The 15,871-nt window shown below is 35.5% G+C and carries 19 protein-coding genes; 17 read left to right on the top strand and 2 right to left on the bottom strand.

Translation table 11 applies throughout. From position 1 onward, the window contains the following. Positions 1–11: 11 nt before the first annotated feature. The 13 genes from FQU23_RS07075 to FQU23_RS07015 all read left to right on the top strand — a co-directional run bounded on the left by FQU23_RS07075 (position 12) and on the right by FQU23_RS07015 (position 11,007). Positions 12–2,486 carry a TraG family conjugative transposon ATPase gene (locus FQU23_RS07075; protein WP_147673257.1) on the top strand — a complete coding sequence of 825 codons (2,475 nt, stop codon included), beginning with the start codon at positions 12–14 and terminating at the stop codon, positions 2,484–2,486. 65 nt (positions 2,487–2,551) lie between these two features. Then, positions 2,552–3,241, top strand: a complete 690-nt coding sequence (locus FQU23_RS07070) for a conjugal transfer protein TraI (protein WP_147673256.1) — start codon at positions 2,552–2,554, stop codon at positions 3,239–3,241. A gap of 12 nt (positions 3,242–3,253) precedes the next feature. Beyond that, on the top strand, positions 3,254–3,880 hold the full coding sequence (locus FQU23_RS07065; RefSeq protein ID WP_147673255.1) for a hypothetical protein: 627 nt from the start codon (positions 3,254–3,256) through the stop codon (positions 3,878–3,880). Further along, positions 3,880–4,515 carry a TerB family tellurite resistance protein gene (locus FQU23_RS07060; protein ID WP_147673254.1) on the top strand — a complete coding sequence of 212 codons (636 nt, stop codon included), beginning with the start codon at positions 3,880–3,882 and terminating at the stop codon, positions 4,513–4,515. The genes FQU23_RS07065 and FQU23_RS07060 overlap by 1 nt, the downstream gene beginning before the upstream one ends. Positions 4,516–4,527: 12 nt before the next feature. Next, a complete protein-coding gene (gene traJ, locus FQU23_RS07055; protein WP_147673253.1) occupies positions 4,528–5,724 on the top strand; it encodes a conjugative transposon protein TraJ in 1,197 nt (398 codons plus the stop codon). A gap of 18 nt (positions 5,725–5,742) precedes the next feature. Continuing rightward, complete coding sequence (gene traK, locus FQU23_RS07050; RefSeq protein WP_147673252.1) at positions 5,743–6,363, top strand: conjugative transposon protein TraK; 621 nt, start codon at positions 5,743–5,745, stop codon at positions 6,361–6,363. Between the two features lie 13 nt (positions 6,364–6,376). Beyond that, positions 6,377–6,823, top strand: coding sequence for a hypothetical protein (locus tag FQU23_RS07045; RefSeq protein WP_147673251.1), 447 nt, complete (start codon positions 6,377–6,379; stop codon positions 6,821–6,823). Positions 6,824–6,878: 55 nt separating this feature from the next. Beyond that, entirely contained in the window at positions 6,879–8,189 is a 1,311-nt protein-coding gene (gene traM / locus FQU23_RS07040) for a conjugative transposon protein TraM (RefSeq protein WP_147673250.1), read from the top strand. 11 nt (positions 8,190–8,200) lie between these two features. After that, positions 8,201–9,046, top strand: coding sequence for a conjugative transposon protein TraN (traN, locus tag FQU23_RS07035; RefSeq protein ID WP_147673249.1), 846 nt, complete (start codon positions 8,201–8,203; stop codon positions 9,044–9,046). Between the two features lie 26 nt (positions 9,047–9,072). Further along, entirely contained in the window at positions 9,073–9,873 is an 801-nt protein-coding gene (locus tag FQU23_RS07030) for a hypothetical protein (protein ID WP_147673248.1), read from the top strand. 6 nt (positions 9,874–9,879) lie between these two features. After that, positions 9,880–10,179 (top strand): hypothetical protein, encoded by a 300-nt coding sequence (locus FQU23_RS07025; protein ID WP_147673247.1) that lies wholly within the window; start codon positions 9,880–9,882, stop codon positions 10,177–10,179. A gap of 25 nt (positions 10,180–10,204) precedes the next feature. Beyond that, the gene (locus FQU23_RS07020; protein ID WP_147673246.1) at positions 10,205–10,642 is read left to right on the top strand and encodes a hypothetical protein; all 438 of its coding nucleotides are present in this window, start codon (positions 10,205–10,207) and stop codon (positions 10,640–10,642) included. Positions 10,643–10,716: 74 nt separating this feature from the next. After that, positions 10,717–11,007: a helix-turn-helix domain-containing protein gene (locus tag FQU23_RS07015; protein ID WP_147673245.1), complete on the top strand. Its 291-nt coding sequence runs from the start codon at positions 10,717–10,719 to the stop codon at positions 11,005–11,007. 152 nt (positions 11,008–11,159) lie between these two features. Here the strand turns inward: FQU23_RS07015 and FQU23_RS07010 are convergent, their stop codons facing one another. Next, positions 11,160–12,380 carry a site-specific integrase gene (locus FQU23_RS07010; RefSeq protein ID WP_147673244.1) on the bottom strand — a complete coding sequence of 407 codons (1,221 nt, stop codon included), beginning with the start codon at positions 12,378–12,380 and terminating at the stop codon, positions 11,160–11,162. A 1,021-nt stretch (positions 12,381–13,401) separates the two neighbouring features. Here FQU23_RS07010 and FQU23_RS07005 point away from each other — a divergent pair. The 4 genes from FQU23_RS07005 to FQU23_RS06990 all read left to right on the top strand — a co-directional run bounded on the left by FQU23_RS07005 (position 13,402) and on the right by FQU23_RS06990 (position 15,206). Then, on the top strand, positions 13,402–14,157 hold the full coding sequence (locus FQU23_RS07005) for a hypothetical protein (RefSeq protein ID WP_147673242.1): 756 nt from the start codon (positions 13,402–13,404) through the stop codon (positions 14,155–14,157). Position 14,158: 1 nt separating this feature from the next. Continuing rightward, the gene (locus FQU23_RS07000; RefSeq protein ID WP_147673241.1) at positions 14,159–14,560 is read left to right on the top strand and encodes a DUF5675 family protein; all 402 of its coding nucleotides are present in this window, start codon (positions 14,159–14,161) and stop codon (positions 14,558–14,560) included. Between the two features lie 204 nt (positions 14,561–14,764). Beyond that, the gene (locus FQU23_RS06995; protein WP_147673240.1) at positions 14,765–15,043 is read left to right on the top strand and encodes a hypothetical protein; all 279 of its coding nucleotides are present in this window, start codon (positions 14,765–14,767) and stop codon (positions 15,041–15,043) included. Further along, a complete protein-coding gene (locus tag FQU23_RS06990; RefSeq protein ID WP_165425740.1) occupies positions 15,030–15,206 on the top strand; it encodes a hypothetical protein in 177 nt (58 codons plus the stop codon). Before FQU23_RS06995 ends, FQU23_RS06990 begins: the two co-directional genes overlap by 14 nt. Before the next feature lie 90 nt (positions 15,207–15,296). Here the strand turns inward: FQU23_RS06990 and FQU23_RS06985 are convergent, their stop codons facing one another. Next, positions 15,297–15,860, bottom strand: a complete 564-nt coding sequence (locus tag FQU23_RS06985) for a hypothetical protein (protein ID WP_147673239.1) — start codon at positions 15,858–15,860, stop codon at positions 15,297–15,299. Between the last annotated feature and the right edge of the window lie 11 nt (positions 15,861–15,871).

Here is a 15,871-nt window from a genome sequence, read left to right as displayed (position 1 = left end):
TGGAGATGATGATGGAAAAGACGATGGAAGCAATTTTACCGATAATGGATGTAGAACACGATTGTATTCTATCCAAACAAGGGGATGTTACTGTAGTATTCAAAGCAGAACTCCCAGAAATATTTACGTTATCTGATCAGGAGTATGAGGCATTTCACCAAGCGTGGGTGAAGGCCATAAAGATATTGCCGAAATTTAGCGTTTTTCACAAACAAGACTGGTTCATTGATAGTAAGCATCAACCGCATTTTGAAAATGATGACCATAGTTTTCTTAGTCGTTGTAGTGAGCGATTCTTTAATGAGCGTCCTTTTTTAGATCATTCATGCTATATTTTCTTGACTAAAAAACCAGCGGGAAGAAAGACGTCCAGTTCCTTGTTTTCTAATTTAATTAGGCCTTCAATGGTGCCTGAAGAAACATTAAAGGAGAGTTTACGTCAAGATTTTATTGATAGTACAGGGCAATTCAAGCGAATATTGGAAGACAGTGGCTTTGTAAAACTGCAGCGTCTGGGCAATGATGAGTTGCGAAGTCATGGTAGGAAAATTGGAGTTATAGAGCGCTATTGCAGCTTGTCTGAGAAAGTGGATTCCTTTGTATTTAATGACATTGCTTTCAACGAAGGTTTACAGGTGGGTGACAAACATTGCCAGATATATACTTTAGGAGATGCAGCTGATTTACCTGCGCTTTGCGGTTCGAGAATTAATTATGACCGGTATTCAACTGACAGAACCAAATTTAGCGTTGGTTTTGCCTCAACATTGGGTCAGCTGCTTTCATGCAATCATATTTACAATCAGTATATTTTTATAGAGGACTTCCAAAAGACTTTACAGAAATTAGAAAGTAAAAGGTTACGCTTACAGTCTTTATCGGCTTATAGTAGAGAGAACTTAATTGCTCGGGATGCTACAAATGATTTTCTTAATGAAGCGATTAGTCAGCAACGGTTACCGGTTAAAGCACATTTCAACGTATTGGTTTGGAGCGATCGAAAAGAAGAATTGAAAGGAATTAAAAACAAAGTTTCTTCCGCTTTAGTACAAATGGATGCAGCTGCAAAGCAGGAAACGGTAGGCGCTGCCCAGATTTATTGGGCAGGGATTCCTGGAAATGCAGCTGATTTTCCAATGAATGATTGCTTTGATACGTTTGTGGAGCAAGCAAGCTGCTTCCTGAATCTGGAAACAGCTTATCGTTCTTCGCTCAGCCCCACCGGAATCCGACTAGGTGATCGTTTGACAGGAAAACCCGTGCATGTGGATATCAGTGATGAGCCAGTAAAAATGGGTATTTGTACTAATCGCAATAAGTTTATTCTGGGACCTTCAGGAAGCGGAAAATCTTTTTTTACGAACCATATGGTCAGAAGCTATTATGAGCAAGGAACTCATGTCGTACTTGTTGATGTAGGTCATAGTTACAAAGGATTGTGTGATATGGTAAAAGGCTACTATTTCACCTATGATGAAAAGAATCCAATCAAATTCAATCCATTTTACATTGGGGATGGGGATACTTTGGATACAGAGAAAAAGGAAAGTATTAAAACCTTGCTTTTGGCGCTTTGGAAAAAAGACGACGAGACCTTTAATCGCATTGAATATGTAGCCTTATCAAATGCTTTACAATTGTATTATGAGAAGCTGGCTGTCAATTCGCAGCTGTTTCCCAGCTTTAACACTTTCTATGACTTTTTAAAAGAGGATTTTGTAAAAGTATTGGAAGGGGACAAGGTAAAAGAAAAGGATTTTGATGTAAATAATTTTCTCTACGTATTGCGACCGTATTACCAAGGTGGGGAGTTTGACTATCTGCTCAATGCAACAGAAAATTTAGACTTGTTACAAGAGCGATTTATTGTTTTCGAATTAGACAATATTAAGGATCATCCGATACTTTTTCCAGTGGTTACCATTATCATAATGGAGCTGTTTATTAGTAAAATGCGAAAGCTAAAAGGAGTTCGTAAAATGATATTAATTGAGGAGGCGTGGAAGGCTATTGCTAAGGAGGGTATGGCTGAATATATTAAGTATTTATTTAAGACAGTTCGGAAGTTTTTTGGCGAGGCAATCGTGGTTACCCAAGAAGTGGAAGATATCATTTCTTCACCAGTAGTGAAGCAGGCAATCATCAATAATAGCGACTGCAAGATATTACTGGATCAGAGTAAGTATCAAAACAAATTTGAACAAATTCAAGAACTATTGGGACTCACAGAAAAAGAAAAAGCATTGGTGTTATCAGTAAGTAAAGCCAATGATCCCGATAAGAAATACAAGGAAGTTTTTATTTCGTTGGGTGGTATGCTTTCTAAAGTTTACCGAACCGAAGTATCCCTAGAAGAATATCTCGCCTATACTACTGAAGAAACGGAAAAACTAAAAGTGCAATCCTATACAAAAATGTTTGGAGGTGATATTCAAAAAGGAATTGCTGCATTGGCTGCTGACTTGCGAGCCGAGGAAAAACTGTGAGAGCGGGACTTTAATGCTCTAATAGTAATACATGAGAAAGGAAAGGAAACTAAATGAGTTGCATTATGAAAACAAAGAGAAAAATAAGCTTGTGTTTGCTTTGTCTGCTGCTGGTCAGTAGTCCTGCAAGGCCTACAACAGTTATTGCTTTGCCTATAGTTGGAGTGATTACTGCCGCAATTAAAAAAGTGATTTTGGCGATAGATCTTCGCATTCAGCGACTCCAAAATGAAACGATTTGGTTGCAAAACGCGCACAAGAAATTGGAGAATACGCTTTCCAAGCTAAAACTAGATGATATTTCGCAGTGGACACAGAAGCAAAAAGACTTGTATAAGAATTATTATGATGAGCTAATGAAAGTCAAGTCAATTATTAGTTATTATCAGCGAATAAGAAATATTAGTGAGAAACAAGTACGGCTCGTGGATGAATATCAAAGGGCCTGGAGGCTCTTTAAACTAGATCCACATTTTAATCTTGCAGAAATAGAGTATATGCAAAAAGTGTATTCGGGTATACTAAACGAGAGCCTAGAAAATATAGACCAGATTTTTCTGATTCTTGATTCCTTTACAATCCAAATGAGTGATTCTAAAAGATTGGAAATCATCAATACAGCCGCCGATCAAATTGATGCCAACTATGATGACCTTAGATTATTCAATAGGCAAAATAGGCAGCTTAGTCTGCAAAGAGCGAAAACGAAGCATGACGCAGATGCTATTAAGAAATTTTATGGCATCCCGAACTAAAACAATAAAGCTATGAAAAAGTTATTTCTGTTTTTACTATTTACAGCTTTGATGAACACTGATCTTTATGGACAGCTAAAGCAAAGAAAAGTATTGCTGCAGCAAATAGCTGCTTTAAAGATCTATACTGATTATGCGCAAAAAGGATATTCGGTAGTCAAAAAGGGGCTAACGACAATTGGTGATTTCAAACGAGGAGAATTTAATCTTCACTCCGATTATTTCAATTCGCTGAAAACAGTCAATCCGAAAATAAAAACATATGCAAAGGTGGGCGAGATTATAGCTCTTCAACTAAAAATCATCAAAAGTTCAAGTTTTATTATTAGACAAGTACAAGGGGATGATCTCTTTCATGGGAATGAAATAGCCTATATCAAGAGAGTAGTGGATCGTCTAATTGAGAATTGTGATGGAAATTTAGAAGAACTCTTAACCATAGTGACGGATGGTCAACTTGAAATGAAAGAAGAGGAGCGAATGAAACGCATTGATGCCTTATATCTGAATATGTTGGAGAATTACAGTTTTGGTGAAAGCTTTACTAAGCAAACAAGATTAATGGTGTTGTCGAGAGCCAAAGAAAAGAAAGATCTGAAAACAAGCCGTGACTTGAATGGCATTAATACCAATTTCTAATGAAAAAGATACTAATTATTGGGACTCTTTTCCTGAGCTTATTTTTTCCACCTAGGCTTGCAGCCCAATCACAGGAAATGCAACAGTTGCTATTGAACATAGAAAAGTTAGCACAATTCAAGCAGATTCTTACAGATATGAAAAAGGGATATCAAATTCTGAATGGTGGTTTTAACACAATTAAAGAATTGTCACAGGGTAATTTCAGCCTTCATGAAACATTCCTTGATGCCTTAATGCAAGTAAGTCCTACAGTACGGAACTACAGAAGAGTCGGTGAAATTGTGAAATATCAATTGCTTTTGGTAAAAGAATACAAGTACGCATTTGAAGGTTTCAGGGATAGTGGGAATTTCAGTTCTACTGAAATAGCTTATTTCTCAAGGGTATATAGTAATCTACTAAATCAGAGCTTGAGGAATTTGGACGAATTGGTTACGGTTATTACCGCCAATACATTAAGAATGACCGATGAGGAAAGAATCACAGCGATTGACAAGATTTATGCTGATATGCAGGACAAACTTTTATTTCTTCGAAGCTTTAATAACAACACTACAGTATTGGAAATCCAGCGTGCAAAAGAACGCAATGATGTGCGGGTAATGCGCAGTATTTATAAGACAGATAACTAAATAAAAATAAAGATGGCAAAGAGAAGCAAGGGAGTATTATTTACAGCCCTAGGAATAGTATTGCCCTTTGGGAGCCAGGCGCAAAGCATAGCGTCCGACATGAACAGTTTACATGGAGTTCTCGATCAGCTCTATGATGAAATGATGCCTTTGTGTAACAATTTACTGGGAATAGGACAGGGCATAGCCGGTTTTGCAGCTATTTGGTATATCGGATCAAGAGTATGGAGACACATTGCTAGTGCAGAACCGATAGATTTTTATCCGCTGCTACGGCCTTTTGTAATCGGTTTCTGTATTATGATTTTCCCTTCGGTCTTGGACTTGATCAACGGAGTAATGAAGCCTACCGTTACAGCAACTGCTTCAATGGTGGATGGTTCTAATAAGGCTATTGGGTTATTGCTTCAAAAGAAAGAGGAAGCCATTAAAAGTACCAACTCCTGGCAGATGTATGTTGGAGAATCCGGAAATGGTGATCAGGACAGATGGTATAAATATACACACGACAATGCAAATCCAGATAGCGAAGGAATGATTGAGGGGATAGGCAACGATGTGAAATTTGCCATGGCAAAGGCATCGTTTAATTTCCGCAATTCGGTTAAAGAATGGATGAGTGAAGTATTAAGGGTTTTGTTTGAAGCAGCGTCATTGTGTATTGACACCCTGCGTACTTTTCAACTTGTGGTGCTTTCCATACTAGGTCCTTTAGTATTTGGGATTGCTGTTTTTGATGGATTTCAACATACTTTGACCGTTTGGCTGGCGCGGTACATCAATATTTATCTGTGGCTTCCAGTTGCTAATATTTTCGGTAGCATCATCGGAAAAATACAGGAGAAGATGTTGCAATTAGATATCGCCCAAGTAAATGATTACGGAGATACTTTCTTTAGTAGAACCGATATGGCGTATTTAGTGTTCATGATTATAGGGATTGTTGGCTATTTTACGGTTCCCTCAGTAGCGAATTATATAGTACATGCGGGTGGTGGAGGAGCATTAAGTCAAAAGGTAACTACGATCTTCAGTAATTCTACAAATTCTGCAATAAGTAGTGTTTCTACTGGTGCTGGTATGATGGCAGATGCGATGGGTAATGCGGCAGGAAGGATGTCTCAAAGTATGTCTGGATCTAGTAGTTCAACTCCTTATTTCAAAGATAAGGATGGTTATATGGGGGATAAATTAAAAGGTAATTCTTAATCAATAAACTGAAATATCATGTTTAGTAAAATGAAAAATATTGACACGGCTTTTCGATATGTTCGGAGCTTTACGATGCTAGTTGTAATTGGATGTGTTGTCCTATGCTCCTTTGCTCTTTACAAAAGTTTTAGTCTGGTTTCTCAAATGCAGGATAAGGTATATATACTCGCCAATGGAAAAGCACTTGAAGCCTTTTCATCTGATAGAAAGGAAAATATTCCAGTTGAAGCTAAAGATCATGTAAAAACGTTTCACACACTGTTTTTCAGTCTAGACCCTGACGATAAAGTAATTAAAATTAATGTTACTAAGGCGCTTTATCTAGCAGATGATAGTGCAAAAAGAGTATATGATGATTTAAAGGAAAATGGATATTATTCAAGTATCATATCAGGAAATGTTAGTCAAACCATAGTTGTGGATAGCGTAACAATTGACATTAATGCCTATCCCTATCAGTTCCGCTGCTATGCCACCCAAAACATAATACGGCCTACAAGTATTGCTCATCGGAATCTAATAACAGAGGGTAATCTTCGAAATGTGTCCCGAAGTGACAACAATCCACATGGATTTTTAATTGAGCGCTGGAGCACTATTGAGAATAGAGATTTAAGTACAAAGAACAGAAAATAATAAAGAATGGATTATGAAATACACATTTAAAAGAAAGAGTAAGAAATGCGCTGAAGACGATAAGAGTAAAGAACGCTATTTATTCCAACGATTCGATGAGGCTAATCTTTGGCTACAGCATAAATGCGTTGTGTGGCTGGAACGGAAGACGGCACATTTATCGGCTAAAAGTTGGATTCTAATACTGTTTTGTTTTGTAGTATTTACAGTTGGTGGCAACGTTTATCTGATTGTGGATAGTCTCAATGGAAAAGATTCAAAAAGTATAGAGCGCAGTCTGATCAGTAGGCCGACAAATAGGGTAGTATTCGATCCTAAACAAAATCAACTTAATAGATCATTAAGTAAAATGGAATTAGAAAGAATTGTCCGTTTCCAAATATATATGGATAGTTTAGGACGCAGTCCCACTGGAAAAGGAGTACAGGACAGCATCCTAAAGTTCTGCCCTGGATTATAGGATAGCCTTGTAGTTGAAGAGAATTATTAACGCTCACAATTTAAAATATAATAATATGGAACGTAAAACCGAATCACTAAAAATGCAAAGACAGCGCAAAATGCTGATTGTACTCCCGCTCTTGGTACTGCCCTTTATTACATGTCTATTTTGGATTCTAGGAGGTGGTGAAATGAATGCCTCCACATTGGAAACAGCAGAAAAAAAAGGTTTTAATACAAAGCTCCCTGATTCAAACCTGAAAGAAGCATTGTTCTTAGATAAGATGAATTACTATGAACAAGCTGCTATTGATTCGGCAAAGCTAGATGAACTCATTAAGAATGATCCTAATTATCTAAGGCAATCTTTTCAAGGAGATACAACGGAAATTATTGAGGATACAACTTTAAAAGGAGGTAGCCAGGACGATGGACGCAGCGGATTAAACACAGCGATGTATCGGGATTTAAATGAAGAAAAGATTCATAAAAAGCTTGAAGCACTACAAAAGGCCATAAATAGCCCAACTATAATTACAGGTCAAAATCAAGGTTCGAGTAAAAATGTAAAATCAAATACATCAGAAATACATTCCGACGACATCGATAGGTTAGGACAAATGATGAGTTCTATGAATGGGCAAAAAGAAAATGAAGACCCTGAATTGAAACAACTTAGCGGAATGCTTGAAAACATACTTGATATTCAGCATCCTGAAAGAGTTCAGGAAAGACTTAGAAAAGTTTCGAAAGAAAATCGGGGACAAGTATTTTCGATCAGCTCCAAATCGATGGAAGAGATAGCTTCATCATTACATAGCATGCCCAAAAATCAACTTTTAATTGATGGACAATCCAAGCGTAATGGATTTTATTCTTTGGATGAAAATGGAAGTACTGTCGATGTTCATAATACAATACCGGCTGTTATTCATGAAACGCAAACGATAGTTAATGGGGCTACTGTAAAATTAAGACTTACTAGTGCTATTTATATTAATGGTGTTGAGATACCAAAAGACAATTTTTTGTTTGGAATAGCTTCATTAAAAGGGGAGCGACTGACTATCAAAATTAATAGTCTTAGGTACAATACTTCCTTGTATCCAGTAGCACTTTCTGTTTACGATATGGACGGATTGGATGGAATTTATATCCCCGGCACTATTAATCGGGATGTTGCTAAAACAACTGCTGATCGTTCCATGCAGAACATAGGAATGGGGACTCTTGATGATTCATGGGGTGCAAAGGCTGCGGGAGCAGGAATTGAGGCGGCAAAAAGCCTGCTAAGCAAGAAAGTAAAATTGGTTAAAGTGGTTTTAAAGGCGGGTTATCAAGTATTACTTCGAGATGACAACCAGAAAGAAAATGATTCAAACTAAAAACTAAAAACATGAAAAAAATTAATGTATTACTTATGGGGTTTTTATGGGCTGTTTCCATTGGATCCTTTGCACAGAAAACGGAAAGAAATCATTTTGCAGAAATGGAGTCAGATTCCCTATATATCGGGTATTCAAAAACAACAACTATAGTATTTCCTTATGCCATTAAAAGTGTAGACAAGGGAAGTCAAGATGTATTAACCCAGAAGGCGAAAGGGATTGAAAATATATTGCATATTAAAGCGGCACAACAGGGGTTTATCCAGACCAATCTTACGGTGATCACAGCAGACGCAAAACTGTACTCGTTTGTGGTAAACTATGATGAAGAGTCGCCACAATTGAGTCTCAGTCTGGACAAGGCAAAGTCAAAAAGTCCGGAAATTTACTTTTCAGAGCAAAGCGAGAACGAGGAGGAATTACTTAAAAATTCCAAATTAGCTTTTTATCATAAGAACAAGGTAGCTGGTGCTATGAAAAAAATATATGAGATTAAATTCCAATTAAACGGGATCTATATAAGAGATGATGTCCTTTACTACAAGACAAGAGTGGTGAACAGTTCTAGTATAAATTATGATATAGACCAGCTTCGATTTTTTATTCGCGACAGCAGAAAAATAAAGCGTACCGCATCGCAAGAAATAGAAATTGTACCACTATTTATTCACAATAACTTAAGTACAATTAATGGCGAATCTGAGGGAACAACTGTTTTTGCGTTGCCCAAGTTTACGATTCCAGATAAAAAACACTTAGTAATCCAACTTATGGAAAAGAATGGAGGCAGGCACATTGAACTACAGCTTAAAAACACAAAGCTTTTGAGGCTTACGGTTCTACCTAAATTATAACTAGTAATCATTTAAATATAAGAATCATGAACGAGAAAAATTTTGAATACTTGCGTAACCAGGTTAAGTACACTGGTTTTGGAGAAGGTTTGGATAATGAATTGAAGGAGAAAATGGAACAGCAAACCTCTAATTTCACATTAAATCACGAGGTGTTGTACGGTACAGATCGAGCCAAAGCGACATTAAGTTTTAAAAAATCAGATCAGAGTGAAATGTATTTTTTTAATTCTTACAAGGTGGATTTACAGAAAGACAATTCTAAAGAATCACTAGAACAGACTTTCTATATCAATAAGGGGAGTAATATTACCATGAAAGAAGCCTATAATCTAATGGAAGGCAGAGCGGTCAATAAAGAACTAACCAACAAAGAAGGTCAGATTTATAATTCTTGGGTGCAGATGGATTTTAAGGAAACAGATACCAATGGTAACTTCAAGCTAAACCAGTATCATCAGAATTATGGATATGATCTTGAGGCTACCCTAGCTAAGTTACCTATAAAAGAATTAGAAACTCCAAAATACAAAGAGGATCTAATGGATTCTCTGAAAAAAGGAAACCTTCAATCTGCTACATTTTTGAATGATGGCAAAGAGGTCAAGCAATTTGTTGAAGTCAATCCCCAGTTCAAGACAATCAATGTTTACGATACAAATATGAAGCGTATTGATAATCGGGAGTCTAAAGGCGAGAAACAGAAAGAAGGGGAGAAGGTTTCCGTTAAACAGGACAGTAAAAAACGAGGGACAAGTATCGATAGTGAAGAGACTGATATTCCTAAGGAAAAAAAAAGAACAAAGAAGAAGTCTAATTCAATGTGATAAATAATGGAAAGTCTAAAACCCTTATCAGATTTCTTTTCAGCTATTGAAAAGGATTACCGTATCAGTATTACGCATATCGGTGTGTATGCCGCTTTATTGAAATATAGTGGAGATAGGGGTTTTACTAGTCCTATACAGGTTTTTAGTTATGAAATTATGCGAATAGCAAAAATATCGACATCAACCACTTATCATAAATGCGTAAAAGAGTTAAACGAATATGGTTATATCAAATACGAACCCTCTTTTAAAAGGAATCAGGCGAGCAAGATTTATTTTTCCTGCTCTGCACCTAGTATATAGCCAAGAGTTTTAATATAAAAGCAAGATGAAAAAAGTAACAGTTAACCAGCTTTCGGTTTCCGTTCGAGTACTATCCACTAGGATAGAACAATTCGAGTCATTACTGGGATTAAGGCTATTCAATAATATAAATAGGGATGCTGTTATAATGAAAGTAACAAAGTGTAAATGTGCTTCTCACTATAACAAAAATGAACTAGCACAACTTTTCTACATTTTAATGGATGAGACTATTTTATTTTTTGACGATAAAGACGAAAAGCAGAATAGAAGTAAAATGCAGAAATTTATTGAAAATAATTTCACCTACTTTGGAGATTTAGGCAAACAAGTAAATATCGGCACAATAAGTAAACAATTTTCAGAAGCTAAGGGGTTTACTTATGGAGATAAACAATTGAAATTTCTCGATAAAATTATTGAAGTACTCCAAAAACGAAGAGCAAAAATTGCATTTAAATAATAATTTACTCTAAAGATGTTTGAAAACACCATTATTCTTCATTCTCTGTTTTAACTAATAAAAAATCATAGATCATGTCTAAAGAAGGAAAAGCTAATATATTCGCATATTTGTCAGCAATTAAAAATTTGCTTGAGCCTTTGCAAGCCCGACTGGAAAAAATTGATTCTAAGATTAGTGGTCATGATGTAAAGCCAAGGTTACGATACTATAGGAATGAAGATTTAAAGAAAATATTCGGATTATCTAATAATACAATTATAAAATACCGTCAAACAGGTGTACTTCCATATACAAAACTTGGTGACATATTTTTATATGAGGCAAGTAAAATAGAAAAATTACTCAATAAAAATGGACAATAAATTGAATGCTATTTTCAAAAATAAAAAGAGTTGTTTAGAATTATTAGTTAATTATTTTTGATGAATTTCTAAAAGAGATAAATACAAAAGGATTCCCTCGGGAATCCTTTTGTATTTAATATGAATGTTATATTTAGTAAAGTGAAGTTAGATCACATATATTTTTCCTTTAATTTAGTCATGTCTTCCATCACGTTTACATCTAAAACTTTAGCATAATGTTGTGTCTGTTTAATATTTGTATGGCCCATCATTGAAGAAACATTTTCTATCCTAACACCATTTCCTAAAGTTACGGTGGTTGCAAACGTATGTCTTGCAACATACCAAGTAAGGTGTTTATCAATTCCACATAGATCTGCAATTTCTTTAAGATAGGCATTCATTTTTTGATTGGATATCTTAGGAATTAATCCAATTTGTAGATCCTTGTATTTATTGATAATTCTGAGAGTCGGAGGGAGTATGGGAACGTTTGCTCTAATGGCTGTTTTTGTCCTGTTGGTCATAATCCATAGAGCATTATTGTTATCTTGAAATATGTTATTTGAAGTAAGGTTTGAAGCATCCACAGGTGCATATCCGGTGTAGCAACTAAAAAGGAAAGTGTCTTTGACTCTCTCAAGACGCTCAGCGGAAAATTTTTTATTTTCAATTCGGTTTAACTCTTGCTGAGTGAGAAATACTGCGTCTTTAATGTTTATTTTACCATCGTAAAAAGCAAATGGGTTCTTATCTATCAAACCCATTCTAATACTGTAATTACAGGCTGTTTTATACATTCTCATATACTTTACCACCGAGTTGTTTTTAATCCCAACCTTCCCTTTAAAATTACTTTCATATTTAAGAAATGACTCGAGATTGTAAATAAAGGCGCTGGAAATTTCATTTGACAGTAGATCTTCAATTTGGTACTGTTGTTTCATAAAGTTTACAAGCAGTTCCTTGGATCGTTCATATTTTTGGAATGAAGCTTTAGAACGCTCCTCTGCATTTACTTTTTTTTCAAAGTATGCATTATGCTTTTGCATAATTTCTACGATACTTACTCCTTTGGTTTGGATACTAGTTTTACCATTGAACTCATTTTTAAGCTGTACCAAGGAAATATCGGAACTTTCCTTAGCCAATTCATTAAATTTCTTTTCGATATTCAATAGGAAAAGCTCCAGGCTGTGTTTTAATACCTTTTCCTTTTCAAGTTTAAGCACCGTTCTGAGGTTTTTGGTAAACTGCCATCTTTCTTTTAAGATTGTTTTACCGGTGCTCATCGTAATCGATTGTTGGTGGTAAGAGATTCGTGCAAAAATTGGAGATTCTCCTTTTTTGCTCACTTTTCCAGCTTTGAGATAAAAAATTACTTTTAACATAACTTCTTGTTTTTAAATTAATAATCAAATTGATTTAAAAACTTTGAGAGTTGCTAGTGATAGCGGGGAATTCCCGGGGAATTCTTAATTTCTAGTGACCCTATTTTTGCCAAATATGTAAAATTTATAATAGGGTCACTAATAGGGTCACTGTTCTTTGATAATATATGTATGTTTTGACAAATGACACAAAATGAAAAAGCCTTTAAATACTAGTATTTAAAGGCTTTTGACTTTTAAAGTTTCTTTTGAAACCTTATATGGCGGAGAAAGAGGGAATATCTTATCTATGCTATGTGTTTGATATATAGAGTTCTATATATATTTTCTTATTCAAATGCCCCTACATGTGCCCCTTCAAATTTTTACAGTTTTTCAGCTGCGTTGATGACTGCAAATTTACAAAAATACTTCTAAAAACGGGTTGTAATTTGTCAAAATATGCATTAGTTCGCTATTTTTATTGAACTGCTAAAGATTAAATTTTGAACACCTCAATCATAATTTCTATCCAATTATTAAAGGTTCAACCTGTTCAATTTTAAGGCTTGTAAATTGGCAAAATTCTTCAATAGACACAAATTCATCTTCTAGTTTGTTTAACTTAATCCTCATTTTTTGAAGTAGTCTAATACTTTGACGATAACTCATACCGGTTATGCGTTGTATGTCTTTAGGGTAGATACATAATCTCTTGTTATTTGTTCTCATACTCTATCTATGGCTTTGATCAGGCTTTGAATGACTTGAAACTCTTATGATCCAAGTTTTTGAACTCAATAAAGTTAGTAAAAAATCTCTTTTGTTTAGAAGCGGTCATTTGCTTCAATTTATTATTGATGTAGATGGGCATTTACGTCGATTTACGCCTTTTGTGTCACAAAGTGACATATGGGATGGAGGAGACTTTTGTATGTGATTTTATTGGCTAAAATTTGTTTCATAATCAATCGAAAGATGTTGCAACAGGATGATGATTGAGTGAATTTGAAACATTTATTAATTTAAAATTTTAGGAATTATGGCAAGACAGAAAGGCATAATTAAATTGAAAGGTACTATCGGAGATATTACTTTTTACAAAACCAAAGATGGCCATTTGGCCCGTGAAAAAGGTGGCGTTGATGCGAGCAGAATCAAAAGTGATCCCGCATTCCAAAGAACGCGTGAGAACAATTCTGAGTTTGGAAGAGCTGGGAAGGCTGGAAAGATTTTGAGAACAGCGTTGAGAACTTTGCTTATCAATTCTGCTGATAGTAGAATGGTGAGCCGACTGACGCAATCTATGGTCAAAGTGATTCAAGCGGATTTAGTGAACGAAAGAGGGTTGCGTAATGTAATTGATGGCGAAGCGGAATTGCTTGCAGGTTTTGATTTCAATATCACTGGAAAATTAGGGACTACTTTGTTTGTTCCTTTTATTGGAACGATTGATAGAGCGGCAGGTGAAATTTCAGTTGCTGTAGATCCTTTTGTTCCGACGAATATGATCGCTGCTCCAGGTGGAACAACTCACTATAAAATTATTTCTGCGGGAGCCGAAATTAATTTTGAGGAGGAAACTTTTGTAGTTTCTAGTTCTGAGACAGCCATCCAACCGTGGGATTCCACGCCAGTAGTGGCCATCAATCAGTTGAATATGGTGACACCAAACAGTGTAAGTCCGTTGTTTTTGGCTTTAGGTATTGAGTTTTTTCAGGAGGTAAATGGAAAAATGTATCCTTTGAAAAATGGTGCGTTTAATCCACTGGCATTAGTACTAGTAAGCGGTCTTTAAGATGGTTTTAGTGTTAATAAGAATCTATTTTCCCGAGGGAACACAAGGAGTTTTAGCATGGAACGGCACATTAGTTTGTTATACCATCGAGCTGCCCTGGTTGGAAAACCAAAGGCGTATTTCTTGTATTCCCGAAGGAGAATATGTTTTACAGAAGCGATTTAGCCCCAAGTTCCAATGGCACTTGCATTTGAAAAATGTTCCAGGTCGAGATTTTATATTAATCCATCCTGCTAATGATGCCAAAAAAGAATTGTTGGGCTGTATCGCTCCCGTGACGATACAAACCGCAATAGGGAAGGGCAGTGGCTCTAGAAAAGCGTTGGAGAAGCTGAAAAAGTTGGTTTTCGATGCTTTGGGACGCAATGAAAAAGTTGTATTACTTATTAACAGTAGAAAGTAAATATTTTTCTTTTGTCTTGATACAAAAGAAACAAAAAATCAAGTCATGGAATCCTCATCGGTCAAATTAGTTCTTGAATGCTAAAAGAAAAAAACTCGGCAAAAAAGCCTCAAACAGTTTTTCTTTTTACGCATTCTTCAAACATTTGACACTCGATTCCGGATCCCTAGGACAAAAAATATTGTATCATTAAAAAATAGTATTATGAATGTAGTAGAAAGAACAAAATCGCCGACTCCGAAGTTTTTCAGGGTATTGCGAAGTATTGGTTTGGCTTTACTGGCTATAAGTGGAAGTGTGATTGCCGCACCAGTAGTACTACCAACAATTGTTGTAAGTGTAGCGGGTTATTTAGCAGTTGCAGGAGGAGTGCTTTCTGCGGTGAGTCAAATGACGGTTGATGATGATGCGAAAGCAGAAGAGGATCTATTAAATCGAATACGAAAGTACAATGAAAATTTACCGAGAAATGGAATCAAATAACAGTTTACAAATCGGAACCGCATCTGGAACTTTGTTGAGTATCGTACCCAATATTGTTTCTGAAGACATTGTAAAAACAATTATCTTAGCAGTTGTTGGAGCTACTGTAAGTTTTATGGTTTCGCTCCTTTTAAAATGGTTGACAAAAATCAAAAATAAATAGTCCGGTTATGATTGGTAACCTTTATCGGATTAAATGAGGAAGCCTGATCGTGAGATCAGGCTTTTTTCATGCATGATTTGTGTTTCTTTTTTAACTACTTAAATATTTTTTTATTTTAATGATTTTAAAACCTGTGCCAAAATTCACATAATCCCCCGCTTTTTTATTTAATATTTGCTGGGCAAAATCTTTATTTTCAGTCAATGGTGTAACCTCTTCTCCATCTATATTTTGACTTTCTATTCCGATAGAATACCATTTTAAGATCCCACCTTTATTTTCTAATTGGACGATACTATATTTAGAGACTTTTTCGATGTCAATACTCATTAAGTTTTTTAACTCAATTTCAGAGAGTGTCTTATTTGACTCCGAATGAAAATAATCTATTTTATAAATATTATTGTTTTTTGAAATTGTGAGACCGTGTTCTGCTTTTAAATGACTTATGTGTCCGTCAACTCCGCTTGGTTCTCTACCACTTCTTTTTATTAATTCATCTCTAGTTGCTCCTTTTAGTAATTCGTGGTCAATAATACCACAATCTTTTGTGTGCCCAAGCCAACTTTCACCATTAAAGAAAGGTTTCTTTTTTTGAAGTAGAAGAGTATTTGTTTGCTTTATGTCTACTTTTTTATCTCGATTAACGGTCATAATATTTATCT

Origin of the sequence: Flavobacterium sp. XN-5 (assembly GCF_008033395.2) — a bacterium.
In the GTDB taxonomy this organism is placed as follows: Bacteria; Bacteroidota; Bacteroidia; order Flavobacteriales; family Flavobacteriaceae; genus Flavobacterium; species Flavobacterium hiemivividum.
This window is presented reverse-complemented; position numbering and strand designations above follow the sequence as displayed.